The sequence below is a fragment of the Bacteroides graminisolvens genome (assembly GCF_963666085.1).
GTDB classification, from domain to species: Bacteria; Bacteroidota; Bacteroidia; order Bacteroidales; family Bacteroidaceae; genus Bacteroides; species Bacteroides graminisolvens.
Genome location: NZ_OY762556.1, coordinates 1,675,366 through 1,700,585, shown reverse-complemented (window position 1 = coordinate 1,700,585; position 25,220 = coordinate 1,675,366). Strand labels below are relative to the sequence as shown.

Genomic DNA, 25,220 nt, shown 5'->3' with positions numbered 1-25,220 from the left:
ATAGTATTAAAATTAAATCAGAAAACCAGATTGTTATGAAAAAGAACTTTTATCTGATGACTGCCTTTTGCGCAATCATTCTTTCTGCTTGTTCCGGCAATACGGATCCTATTCCGAGTACGGAAGAATCCGACATTGCCAAAGTGGTATTAAGCGTGAATCCTGCCACCCGTGCCACAGGCACCACAGAACCAGATGACAATACTACTGTTGAGCGGAAGATTAACCGACTGACGGTAGCTGTTTTCAATAATGCCAGCGGAGCCGTGCTTACCATTCAAGAGAAGGAAGAGGAAAATCCTACAACATTATCTTTTGACTGTCCTTTGAGTGCCGAAACCGTTTGTTCGGCTATTGTTGTAGCCAATGCCCCATCGGGACATTTTGCAGGTGTCACCACGAGAGATGACTTCCTTCTTCAAACTTTCTCGTTGGGCGATGCTCAGACTTCAGCCAATTTGCCGATGTCAGGAGCTGTATTAAAAGATGCCAGTGCCTCTACTTTCACACTCACCCCGGGGGGGGCTTCTTCCGCAAATACCCTTTCGGTTGCCCTGAGTCGTTTGGTCTCTCGTGTGATAGTGAAGAAAATTGCGACTGATTTCAGTAGTACGGGTGCTTATTCCGCATCAGTTTTCAAGTTAACCAATGTGTTTGTACGCAATGCGTTAAGTACTGTCAAACCTGCAACGGGAGGCTATGCTGATACCAAGCCCGACGGTGTGCTCGGTGCAACAAACTACCTGACAGGTGGCGGCGCTACCTGGGATGCCGGACTTACCACATTGGCTTCGTTGAACAGCACTGCTGCAAGCGGTTGGGATGCACTTGTGACCGGTACCCATAATTACAGTGATGCAGTCAATTATTATTATTTTTACGTTTTTCCCAACGAAAACTCTTCATATCCTACTACGCTGGTTCTTCAGGGAACTTTTGATACGGATGGTGACGGTGATCTTAATGACGAAACTAACAGTGGAAACGTGTTTTATCCCGTTGTTATTAATAAAAATCAGACAGGTACTACGATAAATGACGGTACGACTAATATTACCGGTCAAACAGGAACCATTGCCCGAAGCATGAAATACCAATTGGAAATAACAATTCGCAGCAAGGGAGTGGCCTCTCCCGCAGACAACATTAACCCGGCTTCTTTAGCCGTAACAGTTACTGTAACGAGCTGGACCCCTTATACACAGACTGTTGCTTTTGATTGATATTCTCAGGTTTACAGACATAGATAAAGAATAAAATTACGCTAACCCAATGAAGACCCCATGAGATGTCTTTTGACAGTGCTTTGGCTCAAGATACGTGCTGCCCGACCGGTACGCATCCTTTTGCTCTTTTGCTTTGCTTCACTGCTTTACAGTTGCATCAGTGAAGAGACGGATGCCTGCGTGCAGTATGAACTGACACTCCGGGCGGTCACTCCTTCGGGTGAGGATGTGACCTCTTCGGGAATCATTACCTCCATGGCCATCTATCTCTTTGACCAGAACGGCTTTCTCCGTATGGTTCCCAAAGGAAGTTCTTCTGACTTCCTTTTCGGTACCGAAAAGAGTAAAGCCCTTACGCTCGTGGCTTGGGGCAATTTAAAGGGTGACAGTCTGAAACTGCCTTCACCGGCAGTGGGCACATCGTTGGAAGACGCAAAAGTCGAGTTGTTGCAAAGCAGTACAGGTTATAACCTGCCTGTTACCGATCTGTTTTATGCCCGTCGGGTGTTGACCGGTGAAACAAGCACCCGGGCTATGCAGAGTGATACCGTAAAACTGGTAATGGAGCGACTTTCTGCCGCACTAGCCGTCAAAATCGGTCATGCCCGCGAGTACTTCGGTTCGGATGAACCCCTCCATCTTGTGGTGCGTGGCATAGGTACCGCACTCAGCTTTCTGGGTGAACCGTTGGGGCAGGAGGCGGGTTATGCCCCGACCATGACTGCGGTAAGCGGCAAAGATGAATGGGTGGCACCGCTTTTCAGGGTGTTTCCTACACAGGATGACGGCCGTATATTTGTAGATCTGTATAGCAAGGGTGAAAAACGGTTCACCATTACCACGGATGATGAAGGAAATCTGCTCCGAGCCAATCCGGGCAAGGAAACCTACATCAGTGTGGATTTCCGTTACGCGCGAATGTTTGTCAGTGTTAGTGTGCTTCCCTGGGGCAGCACCGGTCAGGAAACGGAGATGTAACGCATAAGAAGAAAGAGAAACAATCAGAAGCAAGTAGCAAACAAAACACCCGATGCTTGGATTCGGGAGAATAAATGAATTATGCAAAGAACTGTTTGGAGATATCGAAGTAAAAGAATAGCAGGCACACTATACGGTTTGTTCTACCCGTTCTTTTGCATCGGTTGGGTATTGCTTTGTCTGAACGGTTGCTCACAGGAAGTTGTGCCGGGCGGTGAACCGGAAGTCTCCGAAGGTGAACTTGCCGTTATCCGACTGAACGTGCGAGCAAACACTACCGATCAGATCTCTACCCGTGCTATAAACGACAGCACCATCCATGACCTGCACATACTAGTATACAACAGTGCAGGGGAACTAACGGGCAAAAGTTATCAAACGGAAGCGCCTTACACCGTGACTGCCCGCAGTGGCACAGATTGCACCATCTATGCCATTGCCAATACAGGCAATTCGGCTCTTTTTGACGGAACAGTTGTTTCTACAGAACCAAAATTAAAAGACTTAACGACTAACATCGCTTCCTGGAACAGTATGGGGACATCTAACTACTTGCTCATGACGGGTAGTAAGCCGTTTGATATTGATCCGGGCGAAAGTACGCTTACAGGCGGTATGACAGTAAGCCGCCTGGCCGCTAAGGTAAAACTAGCTATTGGTGTGGCAGACGCCAGCGGCATAACCATCACCAATTATAAGATATGTAGCCTGCCTGTTAATTCTTACTATATCAATCGTCCGCTCACAACCGAAGGTTCAAAAATTGACACTGCCGGCGAAACAGGTACAGAACCAAATAATACAAGTACTGAGTCCCACTGGACTAATAGTGGGCTGATTGATGCAGGTGGTGCCAGCAGCGTGAACACAACTTTTTATATGTTTGAGAATCGCCGGGGGGTAAACAGCAGTATTGCGGCACAAAATCAAAAGATAAAGGCTAATGCACCGGATAGTGCCACCTATGTGGTGATAAACGGTGAAGGCTCAGGATTCAAAGCTACTTGGAAGGTTTACTTAGGTGCTGATAATACCGCAAACTTTAATATGAAGCGTAATTGCAGTTATACATATACCATTACGTTAAAGCGGAATGACACGGATTCACGGGTTACGGTTGAGCAAACTACGCCTGTTATAGTGGGGGGTAATGCCAATTGTTATATGGTTGCTCCGGGCACAGCAGTTACCATTCCCGTGGAGCGTGCCAATGAAAGCCCCATTGCCATTACGGGAGCCACGCTAACCAATGGTACATATTACCAGATTCTCTCCGGTACCACATGGACTGCCAGTGTACTTTGGGAAAGTACCGCAGGATTGGTCAGTGTCAGCAACCAAACCGGTACAGGCCCTGCGGGGCGTTTTACGGTCACGGCCAATACTCCTGTGGGTACTGGTGGTAATGCAGTGGTACAGATAAAGAATGGCTCCAACGTACTTTGGTCATGGCATATTTGGGTTACAGATTATAATCCTTCAAGTAATACCTACACTATAAACAACGGTTACCGTAATTATGTCTTTATGGACAGAAACCTAGGGGCTACCAGAAACGATTATAATGCTACCGATGCCGGTTCTAAAGGTTTACTTTACCAATGGGGCAGGAAAGATCCATTTCCTAATAGTTCTGCATGGACAACCGCAGAACCAACTCTTTCCGGTGAGACTATACAATTTGCAACCACTACGGGGCTTACACAGTCAATACGATATCCAGCCCATTTTATAAAAGGTAGTAGTAATTGGTCCGGTGGCGGTGATGCTACTTTGTATTTATGGAATGCTCAGTCAACCGCTGCAAAAACGGTTTTTGATCCTTGCCCCGCAGGCTGGCGTGTACCTGCTTATTACGGTGCTGCAGGTACTCCTTCTTCAACCGATTACTCACCTTGGCGGTATTGGAATAATCCTAGTGGGACTACGTTTTCTAATTCTTATACGGATTTGTCAGGTAGTAGTGTTACTTACGGCGGTATCTATAATACAACTTATAAAGGATATAAATTTACGCGCGCTGGGGTAGAAACTTATTATCCTGCCTCCGGCTACCGGGACTACAGTACGGGTGCGTTCAGCACCGTAGGTACTAACGGTTACTATTGGTCGGCTTCGCCGAGTTCTACGTACGGATACAGCCTGAGCTTCGGTTCGAGTGGCGGCGTGAGCCCCGCATACGGCAACTATCGTGCTTACGGTTTTTCGGTGCGGTGCGTCCAAGAATAGATAAAAACTGGTTAACCAAAGATAAACTCATGATGTGAATCACGGTATTTGTTTGTTTTGTTTGTAAGTTCCCTGCACGAGTGTGCGGGGAACTTTTTATAAAAAAAGAGCATAACTGAAAAATTTATCCTTTGAAAGCTTTGTTTTCAAATATTAATACTTACATTTAGACCTTCTAATCTTAAGAAGACTGATTTTATGAACAAAACAATCTGTTTACAAAAGGCTATTGCGCTGCTAGTCCTCATTCAATGCTGCACAGCAATAGCCGCACAAGAACTAAGTACCAAATTTGGTAAAGTAACTAACGACGAACTGCTCATGAGTTCTTATAGCAATGACAGCACAGCCAGTGCCGTTGTATTGTACAAAAAAGGAAGGACGCTCTACGAGTACATCGGCAACAAGTTTCGCATCTGTTATAACATTGAAAACAAAACAAAGATTTTAAAGAGTGACGGAACGAGCTACGCCAACGTAACCATACCTTATTATGATAGCAGTAAAAACACCATGAAAGAGGTGGTGATTGACATTGATGCTTTTTCCTATAATCTGGAAAACGGCAAAGAGGTTAAAACCAAGATGAAGAAAGAGTACATATTCAAAGAAAGGGTCAGCGATAAGTACATGCAGGTAAAGTTCTCAATTCCCAACGTGAAAGTAGGTAGCGTCATTGAATATAAATACAAGGTACTGTCGGACTTTTATTACCAGTTACCCACATGGGTTATGCAAGGCGAACTGCCGGTTGTTTACAATGAGTACGACATTACCATTCCGCAGTACTTTAAATTCAACATGGAGATGCGTGGTTCCGACCGGATTGAAACCACCGACGAATCTGTGCCGGTAACGTATACCGTTCAGGGTGGAGCCGCTTATCAAGCCGAACCCGTACACGCTACCGCCCGCAACATTATATTTGTAGGCAAAAATCTGCCCGCTATAAAAGACGACTCACAAGTTTGGTGCGCAGACGATTACAAAGCTCAAATTATCTTTGAACTGTTGGGGCTCGACTTCCCGGGATCTGTTTACCAGCCCTTCACCACTACTTGGGAGAAGATTGATGAACTGTTGCTGGAAGACGAGGAATTTGGTGGTTTATTGAAACTCAAAAACCCCTTCAGGGAAGAGATGAGAAGTATGAATCTCGCACAAATGAGCACCAAAGACAAAATTGCAGCCATCTTCTGCCTGCTAAAGAAGAAGATTGCTTGGAACGAAAATTACGCCTTGTATGGAAAGGACATCTCTAAGGTTATCAAAACCGGATCAGGCAGTAATGCCGATATCAATTTCATTCTGATGAGTATGCTTCGCGAAGCAGGCGTTGCATGCGATCCTCTTGTGATGAGCGCCCGAGACAGAGGTGTTTTGCCGTATACACACCCCTCTATTCAGAAACTAAACACCTTTGTTGTGGCCGCGCAAGAGACTGATAGCACCAAAGTTTTCCTCGACGGCTCCATCACTTGCGGCTATCTCAATGTGTTACCGCCCATATTGTTGGTCGACAGGGCACGTTTGGTTAGTGCAACCAATAACCAAACAAAGTGGTTTGCACTAAACAGAGTTTGCGAAAGTCAGGTACGCGCCCTGATCAGCGCCACAATCATGCCCGACGGAAGCATTGTAGGCGAACGCAACACCGTTTACAGCGGACAATTTGCCGGTCGGCACCGCAAACGGATGAATGCCGCCAAAGACAGCACCGCCTTCATAACCAATTTGGAAACCGAAGATGACTTCAAGATTCTCCAATACCAACAAGACAGTAAGGAAGATTTCAATTCGCAGATCAGAGAAAAAATTTCATTCACCAAACAGGCGTCCGCAACCGATGAGTATATCTACATAAACCCAATGGTATTTAAGCACATCAGCACCAACCCTTATATGCAAGAAAACCGAAAGCTACCGGTGGAAATGCCCTATCCATACTCTTTAAGAATCTCAAATTCACTAACTATTCCCGAAGGCTATCAGGTAGAAGAGTTGCCTAAGCAAGTGCAATTCAGCATGGATAATGAAGGAGGTGCCTGTCGTTATCTGGTGCAGGTAGTCGACAACCGTATTCTGATGACTTATATTTTCAACATGAACAGAATATTCTTCGGAGTTGAGGAGTACGACCTCCTGAAAGAATTCTGGGCTACAATAGTCAATAAGAACAATGAGATGATCGTTTTAAAGAAAAAAACACTGTAAAGAAAGAGTATGAATAAATACCTTGCCATCTTTGGGCTTTTATGGATTTGTTTTTCCGTAAAAGCTCAAATAAAAACATCTTTTCCGGCCGAAATAACCGAAAAAGCCTATGCCGTTATACAGAGTAATGAAATTGATTTTATATGTGAATCGGCAACAAACGCTCTCAAAAAAGAGAGCTATACCGTTACCGTTCTTGACGAGAAAGGAAAAGAGGCTGCGCATTTTCTGTGTATGTGCGATCAGTTTAGTTCACTGAATAAATTCTCCGGAGAGGTTTACGACCGGGCAGGCAATCTGATACGGAAAATCAAAAAGTCCGAGTTAAAGATGTCTGAATATTCATCGGGACTTACCACCGATGATTACATGTATTTCTTTGAATGTAATATAGGTCAGTATCCCTATACCGTAAAGTATGAATGGGAAATAAAGTATAAAAACGGACTAATTAGCTTTCCGTCATTTGTACCGCAGAGTCGGTTTAACCTATCGGTCGTGGAGGCCAACTACCGCCTGCACGTGCCAGCTGAGGTTACATACCGTACCAAAATATTGAATTCAGGCAATAAGTTTCAATCCAAAACAACTCCTAAAGGGGCTACATACAGCGAAATTTCTTTTAAGAACCTCAAAGCTATCGAGAAAGAATTATACGGAGCACCACTGGAAGCATTGATTCCCATTGTTTACCTCGGTCCCGACAACTTTATATTCGACGGTAGCCAAGGTGACATGAGCACTTGGAAGTCATACGGCAACTGGCAATATGCTTTGCTGAAAGACAGAGACATACTGCCTCCCGAGCTGAAAGAAAAAATTCACCAGTTAACATCCGGCTGCAACAGTGAAAAGGAAAAAGTCAAAGTGCTTTATGATTACCTGGCGGCCAACACCCGATATGTAAGCATACAGTTGGGAATTGGCGGTTTGCAGCCAACTCCGGCAACCAACGTTTACAAAACCGGATTTGGCGACTGCAAAGCACTATCCAACTACCTCAAAGCCATGCTCCAAGAAGTGGGCATTAACTCTAATTACACTGTAATAAGTACTGATAGGGTAAAGCTTTTGAAGGATTTTGCAAGTGTGGGACAAATGAATCACGTCATCCTGCAAGTACCTCTGAAAGAAGAAACCCTTTGGCTGGAGTGCACCAATGCCCAACTGCCCTTGGGATACATCCATAGTGATATTGCCGGGCATGATGCCATTCTGATCAAAGAGAACGGAGGTGAGTTATGCACTTTACCTTCCTATCCCGACTCTGTGAATACGCAAATACGTACCGCACAAATTACGCTCGATAATAATGGAAAAGCGCACATCCAGACTACACAGAAGTGCGACTTGTTTCAGTATGAGCACCTGTCGGCCATTACGCACATGCAACCCGATGAACAGAAAGATTTGTTACGTTCGCAAATCAGACTGACGCAAGCCAGTGTCAACAACATATCCATTCAGGAAAGCAAGCAGGCTAATCCGCAAATAGATGTTCAGTTTCAAACCGAATGCCAGCAATTTGGGAATAAAACGGGCAACAGGTTATTCATTCCGGCCAACCTTTTCCGAAACTATTTCACTGTTCCCAAACAAGAAAAACGCACCAGTGACATATACATCAAATACGGATATGCTGACACCGACAGTGTGCTTATTACACTACCCGAAGGTTTCGTACTGGAGGCAATGCCCAAACCCACATCCGTCAGTTGCCGATTCGGCTCTTTCGAATCATCTATCGAAAACAAAGGTACACAGATATGCGTACGACAAAGATTGTTTCTAAAAAAAGGGAAATTCCCGGCCAATACATACGAAGAGTTCGCTAACTTTGCCCAAACAATATCCGACCTTTATGGAGGAAAGATTGTTTTAAAGAAGGAATAAAACGTTCAAACTCTTCAAATGACAACAAAAAGATATACTGCCGGCGAAGAGCTGGCCAACAGCATCTCCCATGGAGTAGGCATATTCATGGGACTGATTGCTGGTTATTTCTTATTACACAAAGCGGAGAACAGCTCTGACTCTTGGGCCTCCGCTTGTGTCACCACCTATTTATTCGGAATGCTGGCTTCTTATATTACCTCCACCCTGTACCACAGCAGTGATCCGGGAAAACGAAGAGATTTGCTTCGCAAGGCAGATCATGCGGCCATTTACTGGCACATTGCCGGCACGTACACGCCTTTCACTTTACTGGTACTACGCGATGCCGGTTATTGGGGCTGGGGAGTTTTCACATTCGTGTGGTTGGCTTGCTTGGCCGGTACCCTGCTTAGCTTCAGAAAATTAAAAGAACACAGTCACCTGGAAACGATCTGTTTCGTAACAATGGGATCCGCCATATTAGTGGCACTCAAACCCCTGTCGGATTCACTGGAAACCATTCACTCCATGGCGGCACTCTGGTGGCTCATCGGCGGCGGGGTTTCTTATATCATAGGAGCCTTGTTTTATTCACTCCGCAAAGTGAAGTACATGCATTTTGTTTTTCACCTCTTTATTTTGCTGGGAAGTGTATGCCACATCTTAGCTATTTGGAAAATTTTATAAGCCAAAACTTTATCAAAGTTTTCCAAAACGGAAAACTTTGATAATCAGGGCCAAAGAAAAATTATCCGTTTCCGGTTTCAATTTTAACACTCACTACGCTACAAGATATTGCAATAAGCATTACCTTTGTAACAGTTCTGGTACTAAAAAGAGGTTTAGTAAAAGGGAATGCCGTGTAAATCGGCAACAGTGCCCGCTGCTGTAATTCTCTGTGAATCTGAGACATACATGCCACTGTATCTATTAAATATGGGAAGGCGTTTCAGAGGAGAGATAAGTCAGAAGACCTGCCAAAACAATCATGGAATATTTACGCTTTCGGGAGTTAAAGCCAGTGAAGTTCTTCGTCAATGCTCATGCACATTGAACAAACAAGAGAATGATGTGTCACAACTCATCCTGTTTGGTATGCACAAGCATCACCTTACTGCCTCACTACCCCGCAGCGTAATCATACTCCTGAGAGTAAAAAGATTACTTATTTATTAAAGCATAAGTTATGAATTACGCTGAGATTTCTATCGTTAAAAGAGATGGGAAAAAAGAAGATTTTTCCATCAGCAAGATTAAAAATGCAATCACCAAAGCGTTCAATGCCACGGGCATAACGAACGAAGACAAACTGATTGCTGATATTACCATGCAGGTAATTGCCCATTTTACATCTTCCACAATCTCTGTCGAAGCTATTCAGGATCTGGTAGAAAAGGAGCTCATGAAAGTTCGCCCCGAAGTTGCCAAGAAGTATATTATTTACAGAGAATGGCGAAACACAGAACGTGACAAGAAAACTCAGATGAAGCATATCATGGATGGCATTGTGGCCATCGACAAAAACGATATCAACCTGAGCAATGCCAACATGTCGAGCCACACTCCCGCCGGACAAATGATGACGTTTGCCTCGGAGGTGACCAAAGATTATACGTACCGCTACCTATTGCCCAAACGTTTTGCTGAAGCACATCAGTTGGGCGACATACACATTCATGACCTCGACTACTATCCAACCAAGACCACCACTTGCATACAGTATGATATGGATGATTTGTTTGAACGGGGTTTCCGCACTAAAAACGGAAGCATACGAACTCCACAAAGCATACAGAGTTACGCCACACTGGCAACCATCATCTTCCAGACAAATCAAAACGAGCAACACGGCGGACAAGCCATTCCGGCTTTTGACTTCTTTATGGCCAAAGGGGTTTACAAGTCTTTCATTAAGCATTTAATGTCGGGTATAGACTTTTACATCAGTCTGCTAACCAACCATACGCAGCATGCTGAGATAAAAGAATGTGTATCGCAACATGCATCTTCAATAGATACTGATTCGGCAGGACGCCTCAAGCTGTGCCAGGCATTGGCCGACGCAGGAGTCACCATTGAGTTACCGGCCATGAATATGATTTTTGAAAAAGCATACGCCCAAACACGCAAGGACACGCATCAGGCAATGGAGGGATTTATTCATAACCTCAATACCATGCATTCACGTGGGGGTAATCAGGTAGTATTTAGCTCTATCAATTACGGCACAGATACATCGGCCGAAGGTCGCATGGTTATTGAAGAACTATTGAAAGCAACAACAGAAGGGTTGGGGGCACGAGGCGAAGTGCCTGTATTCCCGATACAGATATTCAAAGTAAAAGACGGAGTTTCTTACTCAGAGCAGGATTACAAACGAGCCATGGAGAATTTTGAAGAAGCTATCGACGGTAACATGCAGTTTAATGCGCGTAACTTTGACTTGTTCTTGAAAGCATGCCGCACAACGGCTAAAGCTCTTTTCCCTAATTTCATGTTCCTGGATACTCCTTATAACACAAACGATAAGTGGCAAGCCAACGATCCCAAACGCTACCGTTATGAACTAGCCACTATGGGATGTCGCACGCGCGTTTATGAAAATATAGCAGGAGAAAAGTCTTCTCTCGGACGTGGAAACTTATCGTTTACAACCATCAACATGCCCAGACTTGCTATGGAGGCACGGATCAAAGCCGAAAACATGGAAGAGAGCGGCAACAAAGATGCGATCGAGCAAAAAGCAAAAGAATACTTTATCGAATCGGTGCGTCAAATGAGTTGCTTGGTTGCCGACCAGCTCTACACGCGTTACCAATATCAACGCACCGCCCTGTCTCGTCAGTTTCCGTTCATGATGGGCAATGATGTATGGAAAGGCGGAGCTGCATTGGAACCTAATGAAGAAGTGGGCGACGTGCTGCGTAGCGGAACACTGGGAATTGGTTTCATTGGCGGACACAATGCCATGATGGCGCTTTACGGTGCAGGACACGGACACAACACCCAAGCATGGAATACGCTGTATGAAGCGGTACAAGAAATCAATAAAGTTGCTGAGGAATACAAAGCCAAGTATCAACTCAATTACTCTGTATTAGCCACTCCGGCCGAAGGCTTATCGGGCCGGTTTACCCGAATTGACCGACGAAAATACGGAATTATTCCGGGGGTAACCGATAAGGATTATTATGTAAACTCTTTCCATGTAGATGTTAAGGAGCCTATCAGCATCATGGATAAGGTAAAGTGCGAGGCGCCTTTCCACGCCATCACCAAGGGAGGACACATAACCTATGTGGAGCTGGACGGTGAAGCACAGAAAAATATAAAAGCCGTAGCCAAAATCGTAAAAGTAATGCACGATGAAGGCATTGGTTACGGTTCCATCAATCATCCGGTAGATACCTGTCATGCGTGCGGATACAAAGGCGTTATATACGATAAATGTCCTGTCTGCCAAAGTGAGAACATTCTGCGTATGCGGCGCATTACGGGCTACCTGACCGGAGATTTGAATTCATGGAATTCGGCCAAGCGTGCGGAAGAGAAAGACAGGGTTAAACATCATTAAGCTGCATATCTTTTATGTTGTATTTATTGCAGACTTATCCTGAAACCATTGTTGATGGCGAGGGCATCCGTTATGCTATTTATCTGGCCGGGTGCGCTCACCGTTGCCGTGGCTGTCACAATCCGGATAGTTGGAATCCGCAAGCCGGACAACCGTTGACGGAGGAGTTGACAGCAAATATCATTCGGGAAATCAACGGCAATCCTTTATTAGACGGGGTTACCTTTTCGGGAGGAGACCCTTTTTACAATCCGGCTGCATTTCTATCCCTTATACAAAGAGTCAAACAAGAAACGCAACAGAACATTTGGTGTTACACCGGTTACCGGATAGAGGAAATTGAGGCAAAAGAAAGTCTCTCAGCCCTATTACCGTATATTGATGTATTGATAGATGGTCGTTTTGAAGAGGCATTATATTCCCCGCATCTGAATTTCAGAGGAAGCAGCAATCAGCGCATCATCTGCTTAAAATAAAAAGAACCGTGCATCGAGAGTGTTTCAACACCTCCATGCACGGTTCTTTTTATTCTGTCAGGCTCTATTAAAAGAAGAACCGCAGTATATCATTAAAGTTAGCCCAGATAAGCAAGCCAAACAATAAGACCATACCCACCATTTGTGCATACTCCATAAATTTATCGCTAGGTTTACGTCGGGCAATGATTTCATACAGCAAGAAAAGCACGTGTCCGCCATCCAAAGCTGGAATAGGAAGAATGTTCATAAATGCCAGTATGATTGAAAGGAAAGCCGTCATGTACCAAAATTGATGCCAGTCCCACGTAGCCGGGAAAATGCTTCCAATCGTACCGAACCCTCCCAATTGCTTAGCTCCTTCTTTGGAGAACAAATATTTCATATCGCCAACATATCCCTTCAGTGTTTTTACTCCAAGAGCTACACCGGCGGGGAACGACTCGAAGAAACCGTATTTCACTTCTACAGACGGCAGTAACTTCGCTAAATCACTTTGAGCCGTCACTCCTATCTTATAAGAAGCATCAGCTTTTAATGAAATAGTATCCGCAACACCTGCCCGATAATAAGCAATGGTCAATTGATGAGGATCCAGGCTGTCTGCTTGTAAGCTTGCCTTATTCTTTCTCAGCGAATCCATCTGGTTCATGAAATCATAGTAAGCAACGGGACTACCGTTCAGGGCAACAATGCTGTCGCCTTTCTGCAAGCCGGCTAATTGAGCCGGTGAGGCAGCTACAATTGAATCAATTACAAAAGGGAAACGGTAATAGGCAAACTTCACAGAGTCGGTCATTAACTTCTGCATCATCTCTTCAGGAATGTAAACCGATACTTTTTCGTTTCCACGAAGTACCGTTACTTCACGCGCATCGACTACTTTGCGGAGCATGTCACCGTCATAACGAACCAGTTCCTCACCGTCGGCAGAAAGCAATATATCACCGTCACGGAATCCTATGGACTTGGCTGTTTCGTTAAACTGCATACCCATTGTTGCTTTCTGAACGGGGATATAAGAATCACCCCAGGTAAAAAGAATCATGGAATAGATGAACAGAGCCAGTATAAAATTAAACAAAACTCCACCCACCATGATAAGCAAACGTTGATGAGCCGGCTTAGAGCGAAATTCCCAAGGTTGTTCGGGTTGCTTCATCTGTTCCGTATCCATTGACTCGTCAATCATACCGGATATTTTCACATAGCCCCCCAAAGGCAACCATCCAATGCTGTATTCTGTGTCACTGTTCTTGGGCTTATACTTAAACAAAGAGAACCAAGGGTCAAAGAATAAGCTGAACTTTTCAACTCTTACCTTAAAAAGACGTGCAAAAAGGAAATGCCCTCCTTCATGGATAATAACAAGCAAAGACAAGCTCATAATCAGTTGCAGGGCACGAATCAAGAATGTTTCCATTTTCTAAATGATTGTTTTTATCCGCCGCCAAGTCCTTGTAATCTGCTACAAATACCTTAACAGCGATTTTTTGTTTATACTCTATTCATTATTTATATAAGTCCGGCAGCAATACGACGGGCTTCGGCATCCGTAGCCACATAATCATCATAGTCGGGCTGATTAATATAAGAGACTTTGCACATGGTTTGTTCAATTACATCACTCATTTGCAAAAAGCCTATTTCATCACGTAAGAAAGCAGCCACCACTACCTCATTGGCCGCATTGACAATACAAGGCATATTTCCACCTTTATTCATAGCCTCATAGGCTAAAGCCAGATTGCGGAATCGCTTCGTATCAGGCTGCTCAAAAGTTAAGTTGGTGCATTTGGTAAAGTCAATCCTCTCAAAGGAAGACTGGATGCGATAAGGATAGGAGAAAGCATACTGTATGGGCAGCCTCATATCGGGCATACCCAATTGCGCTTTCACCGAGCCATCTTCAAATTGCACCATGGAATGAATAACCGACTGAGGATGCACTACCACTTCTATCTGGTCCGGGCGTACACCAAAAAGCCATTTAGCTTCAATAACCTCAAAGCCTTTATTCATCATTGAAGCCGAGTCAATTGTAATTTTGGCTCCCATCTCCCAATTAGGGTGTTTCAAAGCTTGTTCCTTCTTTACCAGACTTAGCTGTTCTAAAGAACACGTACGAAAAGGACCTCCGGAAGCAGTCAATATTATTTTCTCAATCGGATTGTCGAACTCGCCTGCCAGGCATTGGAAGATTGCCGAGTGTTCAGAATCAACCGGTAGAATAGGCGCTTTGTATGTGTTTGCCAGTGAATTGATTAGCTCACCAGCTACAACCAATGTTTCTTTATTAGCCAATGCAATTTGCTTGCGGGCTTTGATCGCATTGATGGTTGGTTTCAATCCGGCATAGCCCACCATGGCACTAAGTACAATGTCTATCGGACCCGACTCAACGACCTGGCAAAGTGCTTCCACACCGGCATACACTTTAATGGGTAAACCAGACAAAGCCTGCTTTAACTCTTCATATTTATTCTCGTTTGCTATCACAACAGCTTCGGGCATGAATTGACGGGCTTGTTGAATCAATTGTTCAACACTATTATTTGCGGTTAACGCATAGACCTCATACAAATCAGGATGCTCGGCCACAACTTGCAAAGCTTGTGAACCAATAGAGCCCGTAGAGCCTAGTATAGCTATTTGTTTCTTCTTTATCTCTTTTGTCATCGTTTCTCTTAATAACCATTAAAAAACAATGTAATTTTCGGGATTTACCGGTCGGCCTTTCAGCCAAAGCTCAAAGCGAACAGGTATATCTTTCTTTTCTCCCGTGTTTTTTTTCGCCAGGCCAATCACTTCTCCGCTCTTCACAGATTCACCAACCGGTTTCAATAATGACCCGCAGTTTTTATAAATAGACATAAAATCATGTGTGTGTTGAACCGCTATTACATAACCAGCCTCAGCCGTATAAGTACTGAGTACAACGGTGCCATCGAGCACGGAAACAATACTTGCATTTGTTCCCGCAACAAGTTCTACGCCCAGATGCCCCAAAGCACTGTTAAAGCGTGAAAGCAAAATGCCGCTTACCGGAGACGAGAACGTGAGTCCATGAAGGTTTACAGTTTCTCCGATGGTCGTCAGATTGTATTTCTCGGCGTCTTCATATTCCTTCCTGAATTCCTCCTCGCGCAGAGACGCCTGCATCAATGAATCTTCGCGGATGGCCAGCAACGAATCAAAAGATTCGGTCTGCTCTGCTTTTATTTTTCCGCTAAAGATATCCTGCAGATTAAGAATATAGCTATTCTGGCGATGAACCAACTGTTCAAGAGAGTCGAGTGACAAAGCGTTACGAACTACTTGCTGGCGGACTTCACTATTCATATAGCCCGGCAGATAGTTACGTAGAGGAGTAAATGTGATAATAGTTGCGGTAATCACAAATATAACAATCACGGTAGAAAGAAGAACCGAAAAACCATTCAGCTTTGAAACACGAAGCCCCACCACCTCTTCGAGTGTATTCTCATTGATGATGGTCAACTTGTATTTGAACTTAATATTGTTCCAAAAAGCTTTACTGCGTTTTTTTTTCGGCATCTTTATAAACTATATACGGCAAATGTAGGAATTTCAACTAATTCACCGGTAGTTTCTTCATTCAATTTAACTTTATATACGAGTTATTCGTCTTCGTCGGGAGCTGCATGATCCAGATCAAGCAAACCATCGGGCAGTTCAACCGTAATCAGCTTCTTTTCCGGATCAACGCCCCGAATGAATTCTTCCTGAGCCGGCAAAAGAGTTTCTTCTCCGTCGTTTTCGATGATAAAAAGCGTATTGATGGTAGTCGTATCAACATCCACAATATCGCCTATGTATCCGTTATTGACATCCTCCACACGAAAACCTACAAAGAAATCCCACGACACATCCCCGTCTACGGCTGCATCTTGAGCAAACTTCAAGGGAAAATAAACGGGCACGTTAGTAAACATGCGTGCTCGTTCGGAAGAATCAACACCTTCTAATTTCACCAACGCTGTTGAATCTGACCGGAAACGGTATTCTTCCACATAGAAAGGCACAAGTATTCCGTCGAGCATGCATACCAAGTAATCGCATTCTACCCTGTCAAATATATCATCAGTAAAGGTAAAAGACAATTCCCCGTGAATACCGTGAGGCTTATTGAAAATACCTATTTTATATACCTCGTCTTGTTTTATCATACAACTATTTTAAATACGGGTAATTCTTGCTCCCAGAGCATTCAAACGACCTTCTATATTCTGATAACCTCTGTCAATCTGCTCAATGTTGTGAATGCGGCTAATGCCTTCTGCACTCATGGCAGCAATAAGCAAAGCAATACCGGCACGAATATCGGGAGAGATCATATTCCCTCCACGCAATTTAAAGGCATGATTATGCCCAATTACAACCGCTCTGTGCGGATCACAAAGAATAATCTGTGCTCCCATGTCAATAAGTTTATCAACAAAGAAGAGTCTGCTTTCAAACATTTTTTGATGAATAAGTACACTGCCTTTAGCCTGAGTAGCCACAACAAGCAGCACACTCAATAAGTCGGGTGTCAATCCCGGCCAGGGTGCATCGGCTATAGTCATAATAGATCCGTCAATAAAGGATTCTATCTGATAAGAGTCTTGAGCAGGAATAAATATATCATCACCACGCTGTTCGAGCTTGATACCCAGACGTCGGAAGCTTTCCGGAATAATACCCAGATTCTCATAAGATACATTCTTAATACACAGTTCGCTTCCGGTCATCGCCGCCATACCAATAAAGCTACCCACTTCAATCATATCGGGCAACACCGTATGTTCCGTACCCGAAAGGCTTTCTACTCCTTCGATGGTCAATAAGTTAGAGGCAATTCCACTAATCTTAGCTCCCATGCGGTTGAGCATCTTACACAGTTGTTGCAGGTATGGTTCACAAGCGGCATTATATATAGTGGTAGTTCCTTTTGCGAGAACAGCAGCCATCACAATATTGGCAGTTCCGGTAACAGACGCTTCATCGAGTAGCATGTACGTCCCTTTTAATTCCGAAGCCGATATTTCGTATATTTCTCTTTCACTATTATAGTTGAAATCGGCACCCAGATTTTGAATGCCAACAAAGTGAGTGTCCAAACGGCGGCGTCCAATCTTATCGCCACCCGGCTTGGATATTAGTGCTTTGCCAAATCGAGCTACCATAGGGCCAATTAGCATAACAGAGCCTCGTAAGCTAGAGCACTTCTTCAAAAATTCGTCACTTTCCAGATAAGCCAAATCAACCGCCTCTGCTTTGAAACTATACGAATCAATGCCTTTCTTGGCTACGGTAACTCCCATATCCCTCATCAGTTGAATCAGGTTATTGACATCCAGAATATCAGGAATGTTATTTACTATTACCTCTTCTGCCGTTAGCAGAGTGGCACAAATAATTTGTAAAACCTCGTTTTTTGCACCTTGCGGATAAATATCACCACTAAGTCGGTGACCACCTTCAATTACAAATGAAGCCATAGATATTATTTTTTAGGAAATACAACGAATTAGAATAAATCAACAAGATATTATTTATGCCCCCTCCTCTGATTGGTATTGGTGTTCTGACGAGGGCGACGGTTGATAACCTGGCGATTCTCCATTAGTCGGAAAATATCTGTTGTTAACTGTAGCTTCCCTTCTGACAGTTCGTACAAATCATCGGCAATTTTTCGGTCATCTATACCGTCTTTATTCCAAGCCAGATAATCTTTTCTCATGTGATTGGCAATCATGGCTACCAGGTTTAGCTTTTCATCACCTTCGGGGAATTCGCATGCCTTCTGAATAAGCACTTCAATGGTGCGACCATAGTGTCGGTAGCGAATACGGGTCTTGGGATACAAAACCGAATCGGGTTTGGTAATCAGGTTATCTTTCTGAATCACCGTATACGGGTAGTCAATATCTAACTTAAAGTCAGACATAATAGCCAAATGATCCCATAATTTATGCTTAAAATCGGGTACATCACGCAAGTGAGGAAACAGACCTCCCATGATGTTGATTATCGTATTTGCACAACGCTGACGTTCCGCTCTGTCCTGAATGGTCAACGCATGGTCAACCATATTCTGAATACTTCTTCCGTACTCCGGCAACGGCATTCTTTTTTGTTGGGTATTGTATATCATATATTTATTTGTTTACAGAAGTTTTTTGGGCTGTGAAGCTATAAATTCTTTCAGGTAGAAGGGTTCAAAGTAAGCTACATCCTTATAATCTTTCAAGGCTACGGCTTTTTCTGCTAAAGGAAACATCATTTTAGCCAGCGGGTGAATGTCATCTATAAAGTGCGCATTAGGATGCACTATTTTATCGCGGCATTTGGCGGCTCCATTACCAAAGAAGTAAACGGGCTGTTTCTCTAAAAATTCAAGAAAACTATTTTCATCAATGACCTCAGCCGTTATTTCGCGTTTCATTACTAAAGCCCGATCATAAACGGCAGCGTACACTTCCATTCTGCGAGCATCAATCATGGGACAAAGCAATGCGTTGTCGGGTAATTCATGATATAACAAAATCGGTACACAGAGAATTTCCACCGTAGGAATGCCAATAAGTGGAATGTCACGACCATAACTAACACCTTTTGCCATAGAAACTCCGATACGTAAACCGGTGTATGATCCCGGGCCGCAACTTACCGCCACTGCATCAAGCGGAATGGCATGGCTATCGGCAAAAGACAATGCTTCATCAACAAAAACGCCCAGAGATACTCCATGAGAACAGCTCTGAAAATCTTCCTTTACAAAAATATTTTGTCCGTCTTCACTTAACGCAACCGAACAAACAGTTGTAGAAGTTTCAATATGTAAGATACATGACATAATTTTCGGGTTATAATTCATGCAAAGATACGTATAATTACGAAAAAACACCTACTTTTGCACAAAACTAATGTGATATGATACAATCCATGACGGGATACGGAAAGGCTACAGCCGAACTTCCCGATAAAAAAATTAATGTAGAGATTAAATCGCTCAACAGTAAGGCACTTGACTTGTCAGTTCGCATCGCTCCTCTTTACAGAGAAAAGGAGATGGAACTACGCAATGAGATTACCAAAATCCTTGAACGCGGAAAAGTGGATTTCAGTCTTTGGATTGAGAAAAAAGAGTGTACCGAAGGAGCTACTCCCATTAATCAAACCCTTGTAGAAAGCTACTATAATCAGATAAACCAGATTTCTAAAAGTGTGGGAATTCCTTTACCAACCGATTGGTTTCAAACACTACTCCGCATGCCCGATGTGATGAGCAAAACAGAAGTTCAGGAGTTAACCGATGAGGAATGGGCTCTAGCACGCCAGGTTATAGAAGAAGCAATCGGACACCTGATTGATTTCCGCAAACAAGAAGGAGCTGCACTCGAGAAGAAGTTCCGTGAGAAAATTCAAAACCTACACTCACTGCTTGATTCTGTTGAGCCTTTTGAAAAAGAAAGAGTAGACAAAATAAAAGAACGAATCAGCGATGCACTCGAAAAAACCATTAGTGTTGATTATGACAAGAACCGATTGGAGCAAGAGCTTATCTATTACATAGAAAAGCTAGATATAAACGAAGAGAAGCAACGTTTAAACAATCACCTCAAATACTTTGTAACAACTCTTGAGAGTGCAAGCGGACAAGGAAAGAAATTGGGTTTCATTGCTCAGGAAATGGGACGTGAAATCAACACATTGGGCAGCAAATCCAACCATGCGGAAATGCAGAAGATTGTTGTTCAGATGAAAGATGAACTGGAACAAATCAAAGAACAGGTTTTAAATGTGCTTTAATTGATGATGAACGGAAAACTAATCATATTTTCAGCTCCATCGGGTTCTGGTAAATCAACAATTATAAACTTTCTACTTACCCAAAATTTAAATCTGGCCTTTTCTATTTCGGCTACCAGCAGAATGCCAAGAGGTACAGAGCAAAATGGTGTGGAATATTTTTTCATCTCTCCGGAGGAATTCAGGAAACGCATAGAAAATCATGAATTTCTGGAGTATGAGGAGGTATACAAAGACCGTTATTACGGAACCCTGAAAGAGCAAGTAGAGAAACAATTGCAAGCCGGACAAAATGTTATTTTCGACGTAGACGTGGTAGGTGGTTGTAACATCAAAAAGTTCTATGGAGAGAGAGCACTGTCTGTCTTTATTCAGCCACCGTCTATCGAAGAACTAAAGCAACGTTTGATTAATCGGGGCACCGACTCTGCAGAAGTAATTGATAGCCGGGTCGCAAAAGCTGAGTATGAGCTTGGCTTTGCCAATCAATTTGATTCTGTTATTGTAAACGATAACCTCGAAAAAGCCAAAGCGGAAGCATTGGAATTAATTCGTCATTTTTTAACGAGATAAAATGAAAACCGGGATTTTCAGCGGTTCATTTAACCCCATACATATAGGCCATCTGGCTCTGGCAAATTACTTGTGTGAGTTTGCCGGACTAGATGAAGTATGGTTTGTGGTAAGCCCGCTCAATCCGCTGAAAGATGAAGCCGATTTGCTGGATAATGACCTGCGGCTGGAAATGGTATCTTTGGCTATTGGAAACTATCCCAAATTCAAAGCTTCCGATTTTGAGTTCACACTTCCCCGCCCGAGCTATACGGTTCAAACTTTGCGGTTACTCAAAGATCAATTTCCCGATCGAGAGTTTCACCTGATCATCGGGGCAGACAATTGGCAGCAATTTCATTTGTGGAAAGAGTATGAAACGATTATAAACACAACTCCGATACTTGTTTATCCTCGTCCCGGCTACGAAGTACAAGAAAATAAACTTCCCCATACAATTAAAGTAGTCAAAGCTCCCCTGCTCGACATCAGTTCTACATTCATCCGGCAATCACTTCAAACGGGAAAAGACATCTCATTTTTCCTTCCCCGTGAAGTGTATCAGTATATCAAAGAAAAACAGCTCTATGTAAACCGTTACTAAAACGGTTACATAGAACTGCAAATCTCAAGTCTATTCAATTACTAATCAGTTGTCGAAGAATTTCGGGTTATGTAATTGCTGGAACCGGACGACCAAACCACATATCCTCTTGAATGTAGCAGTTTAATAATAGGAACAGGTCTAAACGAGACTGCCAGTTGCAAGATTTCACCCGGTTGCAAACAGTCGCACTGTTTCAATATATCATCCATCGGATTTTGCCCCTTGGCAATCACCGCATCCGCATCAAAGTGCTTCACAACGAAGGCTTCGTCAAACCACGCGGGTTGAGGCATACCTTCGGCATCCATCTCTGCTTCATCTGTTTCGAATGGAGAAAACCCCGCAGCTTCACGCAAACGATTAATTAAATCTACCGGAGGAATTCCACCAACTTCCGCAACCTGCTTAAGCGAAGTGACCCGTGCCACTGTCTTTCTCAATATCGGGTTACTCAGTTTCTTAAACATGGGAGATATTTCATAAAGAGTTTGCTCCAGTTGCGGATAGGCCTCCAGCAAAGCACCAACCTTCACATCAAGCGTGATATCCATAACTTTATTCTTTCGAATAAGAGAGTAACCGCTGATCTCCTTCCAGATTACGCAAATCGGTAATGTCCTGCGTCACTTCAATCACCCCCAGATACTCATTGTCTACTCCACGTAAAGCAGTATATTCAATGTATATGAAACGACCTTTAAAGGAAGATATCCAAAAAGCAGCTTTATTTTCCTTTCCTGCTTTAAAGTCACTAATGATTTGTTCTACAATGTGTACACTGTGAGGAGGATGACATAAACGCACGTCTCTACCGATGATGGAACGATTACGTTCAAAAACACGTTTGGGACTGTGCGAGAAGAAACGCACTTTATCATTCTTATCTACAAAAGTAAGATCAACAGGCAGAGTCACAAATAATGCTTCCAGCTCTTCGACAGCAAAACTACCGGACGACAAGCGTATCGCTCCCGAAGGTTGATAAACAGGCTGTTGCGCCACTACATTTTCGGGCTTCCATTCCACCTCAGGGTCATACAAACAATAGCCGTATTCACCTGTTTCCTGATAAATTTGATACCAATTTTCATCACTCAGTACATCAAGTGCCATAGGCAACAAGATCTCTTCTTCTTTCATGATCATACCTGCCACAGCCTCAACAGCAGGGCGCAAAACCATATTGATCAATGTAATCAGTTCAGAAGCTTTAACCCCTTGTGTCATCAACACTTCATGAGCATTTTTAAGCATCTCTCTGGTTTCATCATGCTTACCCCACATCACAGTAGGAGGACCAGTAATTCCATTCTTCTCTAAGAAAGGAAACAATAAATACTCTTTGCGTTTATAATGTTTGTCCACATCAGATAAAGCATTGAAAACACCTTTCAACTCCAGCAGATAATTACGTACAGCCTGGTCGTCAACCAAAGCCACATGATCAAATAATACGTTGGCTGCTTCTATGAAGTTCTCGAGAGCGCGGTTCTCACGTTTAAACGTATCAACAGGATGCCCTTGAGGAACCTGTTTAGCCGTAGAGGTATCAATATTGCCTTCCAATACATCCGTGTGAATGTCACACAGACGAAGAACTTCCGCTTCGGGTAACCCTTCGGCAATGAGTTCCTGCTCCACTTCTACTACTTCATTATATGGAATAGACTGTAACAGTTCGGTAATTCGTTTCCGTACTATCTCGGGAGCCTCGTTATGATGTAGCTGAAGAATCAAATGCTTCAGCATCTCTTTTCTCTGTGCAGAATTGTTAATAATTTCACTCATACAAATATCTGTTTAAAAGTTATTAAATCAAACCCACCTGTCTTCGAGCTTCTCTCCTTTAAGACTAATTCGTATTAATTTCAAAGGCACATGGCGAGACGCCAGTTTCCGAGCCTCTTGGCAAATAGAGAGTAAGCCTCCACAACAAGGAACTTCCATAATCATGACTGTCAACGTATTAATACCCCCGTGATCAATCATATCTGCCAATTTATTGATGTATACATCTTTTCCATGATCCAATTTAGGACATGCAATCACCAAACGTTTTCCTTTCAGATAAGTCTGGTGAAAATCACCCACACTAAATGCACAACAATCGGCAGCAACCAACAAATCGGCACCTTTAAGAAAAGTAGCTCCGGGAGATACCAAATGTAATTGCACCGGCCACTGTTGTAATTCACTCGGTTGCGAACCAGTTGCTACAACTGGCTGAACAGAAGAAGGAGTAAAACTCATCTCTCGACTTCCGGGGCAACCCGAATGTTGGTGACCAACAAGGCCCGTTATATTTGGAACAACTTTTTTCTTCGATTGTTTATAAAGCGGAACAGATACATTATTAGCTTTCAACACACTCTCAGCCTCTGCCAGAAAATGATGCTGATCATGCTCAAACAAGTGTTTGAGATGGGCCAGGATAACAGAATCACCCTTTTTCATCAACCTTGTCATCACCGCAGTTTCATCATATGGTTCTGATTCTCTTTCTTCTAATGTAATGGCGCCTACCGGACAATCGCCCAAACAAGCACCCAGACCATCGCAATACAACTCACTAACCAACATTGCTTTTCCATTGATGAGTTGCAAAGCTCCCTCATGACAACCTTTTACACATACACCACAACCATTGCAGAGTTCTTCATCAATCTTTATAATTGTTCTCTTCATACCTTATTTCTTTAATTTGGTACAAAATTCAGCATTTTAATTTGATTATGTTTGTAACAAATGCAACAATGAGCAAAAAACTTTTTTATTGCAAGGCAACCAGTCGTATAAGAACCACCTCACTGGGAGCAAAAAGTCGCACCGACTTACGAGATGTACCAATACCATTGGTTATTATTACTGGAATGCCCGCTGTTGTATGACGCAGACCGGAACGAAATCGCTGACCGTACGCCGAAGGAATCACAGGAGCATAAAGTCCGAAAAGAGTAACCTGTCCTCCATGAGTATGTCCGGCAAGTACCAAATCACTGTTGGGTATCGGTACTTGTTCTGCATAATCGGGGGTATGAGTCAGTAATATCACAAAATCATCCGGAGAAAGATTGGTAGAAGGCGACACGCCATTTGCCGGCAGATCAAACGGATTGCGAACGCCGGCAATTATAATACGACTATTCTCTTTGCGAACCGTATCGAGTTCATGTTCCAATATTCTGATTCCGTGCGTACGCATTCCGTTCACAATATCATCATAACAACGTTCATAGTCATTGTTACCCATTACTCCAAGAGTTCCATACGGAGTCTTTATTTCAGAAAGGCACGCACATAACTCGTTAACGAATTGACAACCTTCCTGATAATCACCTCCCATTAATAACAAATCGGGATGTAGTTTATTAATTGTCTTCACCAAACCACGCAATCGTTTTTCTGTGAACTTACTCTTGTAATGTAAATCAGAGATAAATGCAATAGTAAAACCATTGAAACTAGCCGGAACATCTTTATGCACAAAATCATATTTCTTCACACGCCCCAATCCGGGGTGCGTTACATTCAACGTTGCACACGACGAGAACAAAAGCAAAACACAACTACAAAGCCAAACAATCCTTTTCATGTAACCATTCTTTGTTTGCAAAGATAAGATTGTATCTTTGCATCAGTTTAAATTCGATATTTTTTTCGTGTATTTACAA

The 25,220-nt window shown here is 43.3% G+C and carries 21 protein-coding genes, 1 pseudogene and 1 riboswitch; of the genes and pseudogenes, 11 read left to right on the top strand and 11 right to left on the bottom strand.

Annotated elements, in window-relative coordinates; all coding sequences use genetic code 11:
- The first annotated feature begins 35 nt into the window (after positions 1 to 35).
- From ACKPCE_RS07015 to nrdG, 8 genes and pseudogenes are all read left to right on the top strand, one after another.
- Entirely contained in the window at positions 36 to 1,223 is a 1,188-nt protein-coding gene (locus tag ACKPCE_RS07015) for a fimbrial protein (RefSeq protein WP_319504635.1), read from the top strand.
- A gap of 60 nt (positions 1,224 to 1,283) precedes the next feature.
- Positions 1,284 to 2,204 (top strand): FimB/Mfa2 family fimbrial subunit, encoded by a 921-nt coding sequence (locus tag ACKPCE_RS07010; RefSeq protein ID WP_319504634.1) that lies wholly within the window; start codon positions 1,284 to 1,286, stop codon positions 2,202 to 2,204.
- An 81-nt stretch (positions 2,205 to 2,285) separates the two neighbouring features.
- Positions 2,286 to 4,433, top strand: coding sequence for a DUF4906 domain-containing protein (locus ACKPCE_RS07005; protein ID WP_319504633.1), 2,148 nt, complete (start codon positions 2,286 to 2,288; stop codon positions 4,431 to 4,433).
- A gap of 198 nt (positions 4,434 to 4,631) precedes the next feature.
- Positions 4,632 to 5,270, top strand: a pseudogene (locus tag ACKPCE_RS07000) (DUF3857 domain-containing protein); the annotation flags it as partial.
- A gap of 1,386 nt (positions 5,271 to 6,656) precedes the next feature.
- Positions 6,657 to 8,540: a DUF3858 domain-containing protein gene (locus tag ACKPCE_RS06995; RefSeq protein ID WP_319504631.1), complete on the top strand. Its 1,884-nt coding sequence runs from the start codon at positions 6,657 to 6,659 to the stop codon at positions 8,538 to 8,540.
- 18 nt (positions 8,541 to 8,558) lie between these two features.
- Positions 8,559 to 9,209, top strand: a complete 651-nt coding sequence (gene trhA / locus ACKPCE_RS06990; protein WP_024996829.1) for a PAQR family membrane homeostasis protein TrhA — start codon at positions 8,559 to 8,561, stop codon at positions 9,207 to 9,209.
- A 121-nt stretch (positions 9,210 to 9,330) separates the two neighbouring features.
- Positions 9,331 to 9,518, top strand: a riboswitch (cobalamin riboswitch).
- A gap of 190 nt (positions 9,519 to 9,708) precedes the next feature.
- Positions 9,709 to 12,096, top strand: coding sequence for an anaerobic ribonucleoside triphosphate reductase (locus ACKPCE_RS06985; RefSeq protein ID WP_319504630.1), 2,388 nt, complete (start codon positions 9,709 to 9,711; stop codon positions 12,094 to 12,096).
- A gap of 17 nt (positions 12,097 to 12,113) precedes the next feature.
- The gene (gene nrdG, locus ACKPCE_RS06980; RefSeq protein WP_276964175.1) at positions 12,114 to 12,572 is read left to right on the top strand and encodes an anaerobic ribonucleoside-triphosphate reductase activating protein; all 459 of its coding nucleotides are present in this window, start codon (positions 12,114 to 12,116) and stop codon (positions 12,570 to 12,572) included.
- 67 nt (positions 12,573 to 12,639) lie between these two features.
- On the opposite strand, the gene rseP is transcribed toward nrdG, so the two are convergent.
- The 7 genes from rseP to tsaB form a co-directional block, all read right to left on the bottom strand.
- Complete coding sequence (gene rseP, locus ACKPCE_RS06975) at positions 12,640 to 13,995, bottom strand: RIP metalloprotease RseP (RefSeq protein WP_276964109.1); 1,356 nt, start codon at positions 13,993 to 13,995, stop codon at positions 12,640 to 12,642.
- 92 nt (positions 13,996 to 14,087) lie between these two features.
- Positions 14,088 to 15,251, bottom strand: a complete 1,164-nt coding sequence (locus ACKPCE_RS06970; RefSeq protein WP_319504629.1) for a 1-deoxy-D-xylulose-5-phosphate reductoisomerase — start codon at positions 15,249 to 15,251, stop codon at positions 14,088 to 14,090.
- Positions 15,252 to 15,269: 18 nt separating this feature from the next.
- The gene (locus ACKPCE_RS06965; protein ID WP_027318103.1) at positions 15,270 to 16,130 is read right to left on the bottom strand and encodes a murein hydrolase activator EnvC family protein; all 861 of its coding nucleotides are present in this window, start codon (positions 16,128 to 16,130) and stop codon (positions 15,270 to 15,272) included.
- Positions 16,131 to 16,213: 83 nt separating this feature from the next.
- Positions 16,214 to 16,762 carry a ribosome maturation factor RimM gene (rimM, locus tag ACKPCE_RS06960; protein ID WP_276964116.1) on the bottom strand — a complete coding sequence of 183 codons (549 nt, stop codon included), beginning with the start codon at positions 16,760 to 16,762 and terminating at the stop codon, positions 16,214 to 16,216.
- A gap of 9 nt (positions 16,763 to 16,771) precedes the next feature.
- The gene (gene murA / locus ACKPCE_RS06955; RefSeq protein ID WP_319504628.1) at positions 16,772 to 18,076 is read right to left on the bottom strand and encodes a UDP-N-acetylglucosamine 1-carboxyvinyltransferase; all 1,305 of its coding nucleotides are present in this window, start codon (positions 18,074 to 18,076) and stop codon (positions 16,772 to 16,774) included.
- 50 nt (positions 18,077 to 18,126) lie between these two features.
- Positions 18,127 to 18,732, bottom strand: coding sequence for a DUF4290 domain-containing protein (locus ACKPCE_RS06950; protein WP_319504627.1), 606 nt, complete (start codon positions 18,730 to 18,732; stop codon positions 18,127 to 18,129).
- A gap of 12 nt (positions 18,733 to 18,744) precedes the next feature.
- Complete coding sequence (gene tsaB, locus ACKPCE_RS06945; RefSeq protein ID WP_319504626.1) at positions 18,745 to 19,434, bottom strand: tRNA (adenosine(37)-N6)-threonylcarbamoyltransferase complex dimerization subunit type 1 TsaB; 690 nt, start codon at positions 19,432 to 19,434, stop codon at positions 18,745 to 18,747.
- A gap of 77 nt (positions 19,435 to 19,511) precedes the next feature.
- On the opposite strand from tsaB, the gene ACKPCE_RS06940 reads away from it, so the two are divergent.
- Genes ACKPCE_RS06940 through nadD form a run of 3 tightly spaced genes read left to right on the top strand, consistent with a single transcriptional unit; the run spans position 19,512 to position 21,546 of the window.
- Positions 19,512 to 20,390 carry a YicC/YloC family endoribonuclease gene (locus ACKPCE_RS06940; protein ID WP_024996821.1) on the top strand — a complete coding sequence of 293 codons (879 nt, stop codon included), beginning with the start codon at positions 19,512 to 19,514 and terminating at the stop codon, positions 20,388 to 20,390.
- Between the two features lie 6 nt (positions 20,391 to 20,396).
- Positions 20,397 to 20,963, top strand: coding sequence for a guanylate kinase (gene gmk / locus ACKPCE_RS06935; protein WP_319505935.1), 567 nt, complete (start codon positions 20,397 to 20,399; stop codon positions 20,961 to 20,963).
- A 1-nt stretch (position 20,964) separates the two neighbouring features.
- Entirely contained in the window at positions 20,965 to 21,546 is a 582-nt protein-coding gene (gene nadD / locus ACKPCE_RS06930) for a nicotinate (nicotinamide) nucleotide adenylyltransferase (RefSeq protein WP_276964129.1), read from the top strand.
- 41 nt (positions 21,547 to 21,587) lie between these two features.
- Here the strand turns inward: nadD and ACKPCE_RS06925 are convergent, their stop codons facing one another.
- The 4 genes from ACKPCE_RS06925 to ACKPCE_RS06910 all read right to left on the bottom strand — a co-directional run bounded on the left by ACKPCE_RS06925 (position 21,588) and on the right by ACKPCE_RS06910 (position 25,141).
- Positions 21,588 to 22,100, bottom strand: a complete 513-nt coding sequence (locus tag ACKPCE_RS06925; protein WP_319504625.1) for a DUF1858 domain-containing protein — start codon at positions 22,098 to 22,100, stop codon at positions 21,588 to 21,590.
- Positions 22,101 to 22,104: 4 nt separating this feature from the next.
- Positions 22,105 to 23,337, bottom strand: a complete 1,233-nt coding sequence (locus tag ACKPCE_RS06920; protein WP_319504624.1) for a DUF438 domain-containing protein — start codon at positions 23,335 to 23,337, stop codon at positions 22,105 to 22,107.
- Between the two features lie 27 nt (positions 23,338 to 23,364).
- Positions 23,365 to 24,234, bottom strand: a complete 870-nt coding sequence (locus tag ACKPCE_RS06915; protein ID WP_319504623.1) for an ATP-binding protein — start codon at positions 24,232 to 24,234, stop codon at positions 23,365 to 23,367.
- Between the two features lie 85 nt (positions 24,235 to 24,319).
- Positions 24,320 to 25,141, bottom strand: coding sequence for a metallophosphoesterase (locus ACKPCE_RS06910; protein WP_319504622.1), 822 nt, complete (start codon positions 25,139 to 25,141; stop codon positions 24,320 to 24,322).
- Positions 25,142 to 25,220 lie beyond the last annotated feature (79 nt).

What these genes read in the sequence shown, in the direction of transcription:
- ACKPCE_RS07005 (WP_319504633.1), top strand. Translation starts at nt 2,286, where the DNA reads ATGCAAAGAACTGTTTGGAGATATCGAAGTAAAAGAATAGCAGGCACA.
- ACKPCE_RS07010 (WP_319504634.1), top strand. Translation starts at nt 1,284, where the DNA reads ATGAGATGTCTTTTGACAGTGCTTTGGCTCAAGATACGTGCTGCCCGA.
- nadD (WP_276964129.1), top strand. Translation starts at nt 20,965, where the DNA reads ATGAAAACCGGGATTTTCAGCGGTTCATTTAACCCCATACATATAGGC.
- ACKPCE_RS06970 (WP_319504629.1), bottom strand. Translation starts at nt 15,251, where the DNA reads ATGACAAAAGAGATAAAGAAGAAACAAATAGCTATACTAGGCTCTACG.
- ACKPCE_RS06985 (WP_319504630.1), top strand. Translation starts at nt 9,709, where the DNA reads ATGAATTACGCTGAGATTTCTATCGTTAAAAGAGATGGGAAAAAAGAA.
- ACKPCE_RS06920 (WP_319504624.1), bottom strand. Translation starts at nt 23,337, where the DNA reads ATGAGTGAAATTATTAACAATTCTGCACAGAGAAAAGAGATGCTGAAG.
- ACKPCE_RS06910 (WP_319504622.1), bottom strand. Translation starts at nt 25,141, where the DNA reads ATGAAAAGGATTGTTTGGCTTTGTAGTTGTGTTTTGCTTTTGTTCTCG.
- ACKPCE_RS06965 (WP_027318103.1), bottom strand. Translation starts at nt 16,130, where the DNA reads ATGCCGAAAAAAAAACGCAGTAAAGCTTTTTGGAACAATATTAAGTTC.
- rseP (WP_276964109.1), bottom strand. Translation starts at nt 13,995, where the DNA reads ATGGAAACATTCTTGATTCGTGCCCTGCAACTGATTATGAGCTTGTCT.
- ACKPCE_RS06995 (WP_319504631.1), top strand. Translation starts at nt 6,657, where the DNA reads ATGAATAAATACCTTGCCATCTTTGGGCTTTTATGGATTTGTTTTTCC.
- tsaB (WP_319504626.1), bottom strand. Translation starts at nt 19,434, where the DNA reads ATGTCATGTATCTTACATATTGAAACTTCTACAACTGTTTGTTCGGTT.
- gmk (WP_319505935.1), top strand. Translation starts at nt 20,397, where the DNA reads ATGAACGGAAAACTAATCATATTTTCAGCTCCATCGGGTTCTGGTAAA.
- ACKPCE_RS06940 (WP_024996821.1), top strand. Translation starts at nt 19,512, where the DNA reads ATGATACAATCCATGACGGGATACGGAAAGGCTACAGCCGAACTTCCC.
- ACKPCE_RS07015 (WP_319504635.1), top strand. Translation starts at nt 36, where the DNA reads ATGAAAAAGAACTTTTATCTGATGACTGCCTTTTGCGCAATCATTCTT.
- rimM (WP_276964116.1), bottom strand. Translation starts at nt 16,762, where the DNA reads ATGATAAAACAAGACGAGGTATATAAAATAGGTATTTTCAATAAGCCT.
- ACKPCE_RS06915 (WP_319504623.1), bottom strand. Translation starts at nt 24,234, where the DNA reads ATGAAGAGAACAATTATAAAGATTGATGAAGAACTCTGCAATGGTTGT.
- ACKPCE_RS06950 (WP_319504627.1), bottom strand. Translation starts at nt 18,732, where the DNA reads ATGATATACAATACCCAACAAAAAAGAATGCCGTTGCCGGAGTACGGA.
- murA (WP_319504628.1), bottom strand. Translation starts at nt 18,076, where the DNA reads ATGGCTTCATTTGTAATTGAAGGTGGTCACCGACTTAGTGGTGATATT.
- trhA (WP_024996829.1), top strand. Translation starts at nt 8,559, where the DNA reads ATGACAACAAAAAGATATACTGCCGGCGAAGAGCTGGCCAACAGCATC.
- ACKPCE_RS06925 (WP_319504625.1), bottom strand. Translation starts at nt 22,100, where the DNA reads ATGGATATCACGCTTGATGTGAAGGTTGGTGCTTTGCTGGAGGCCTAT.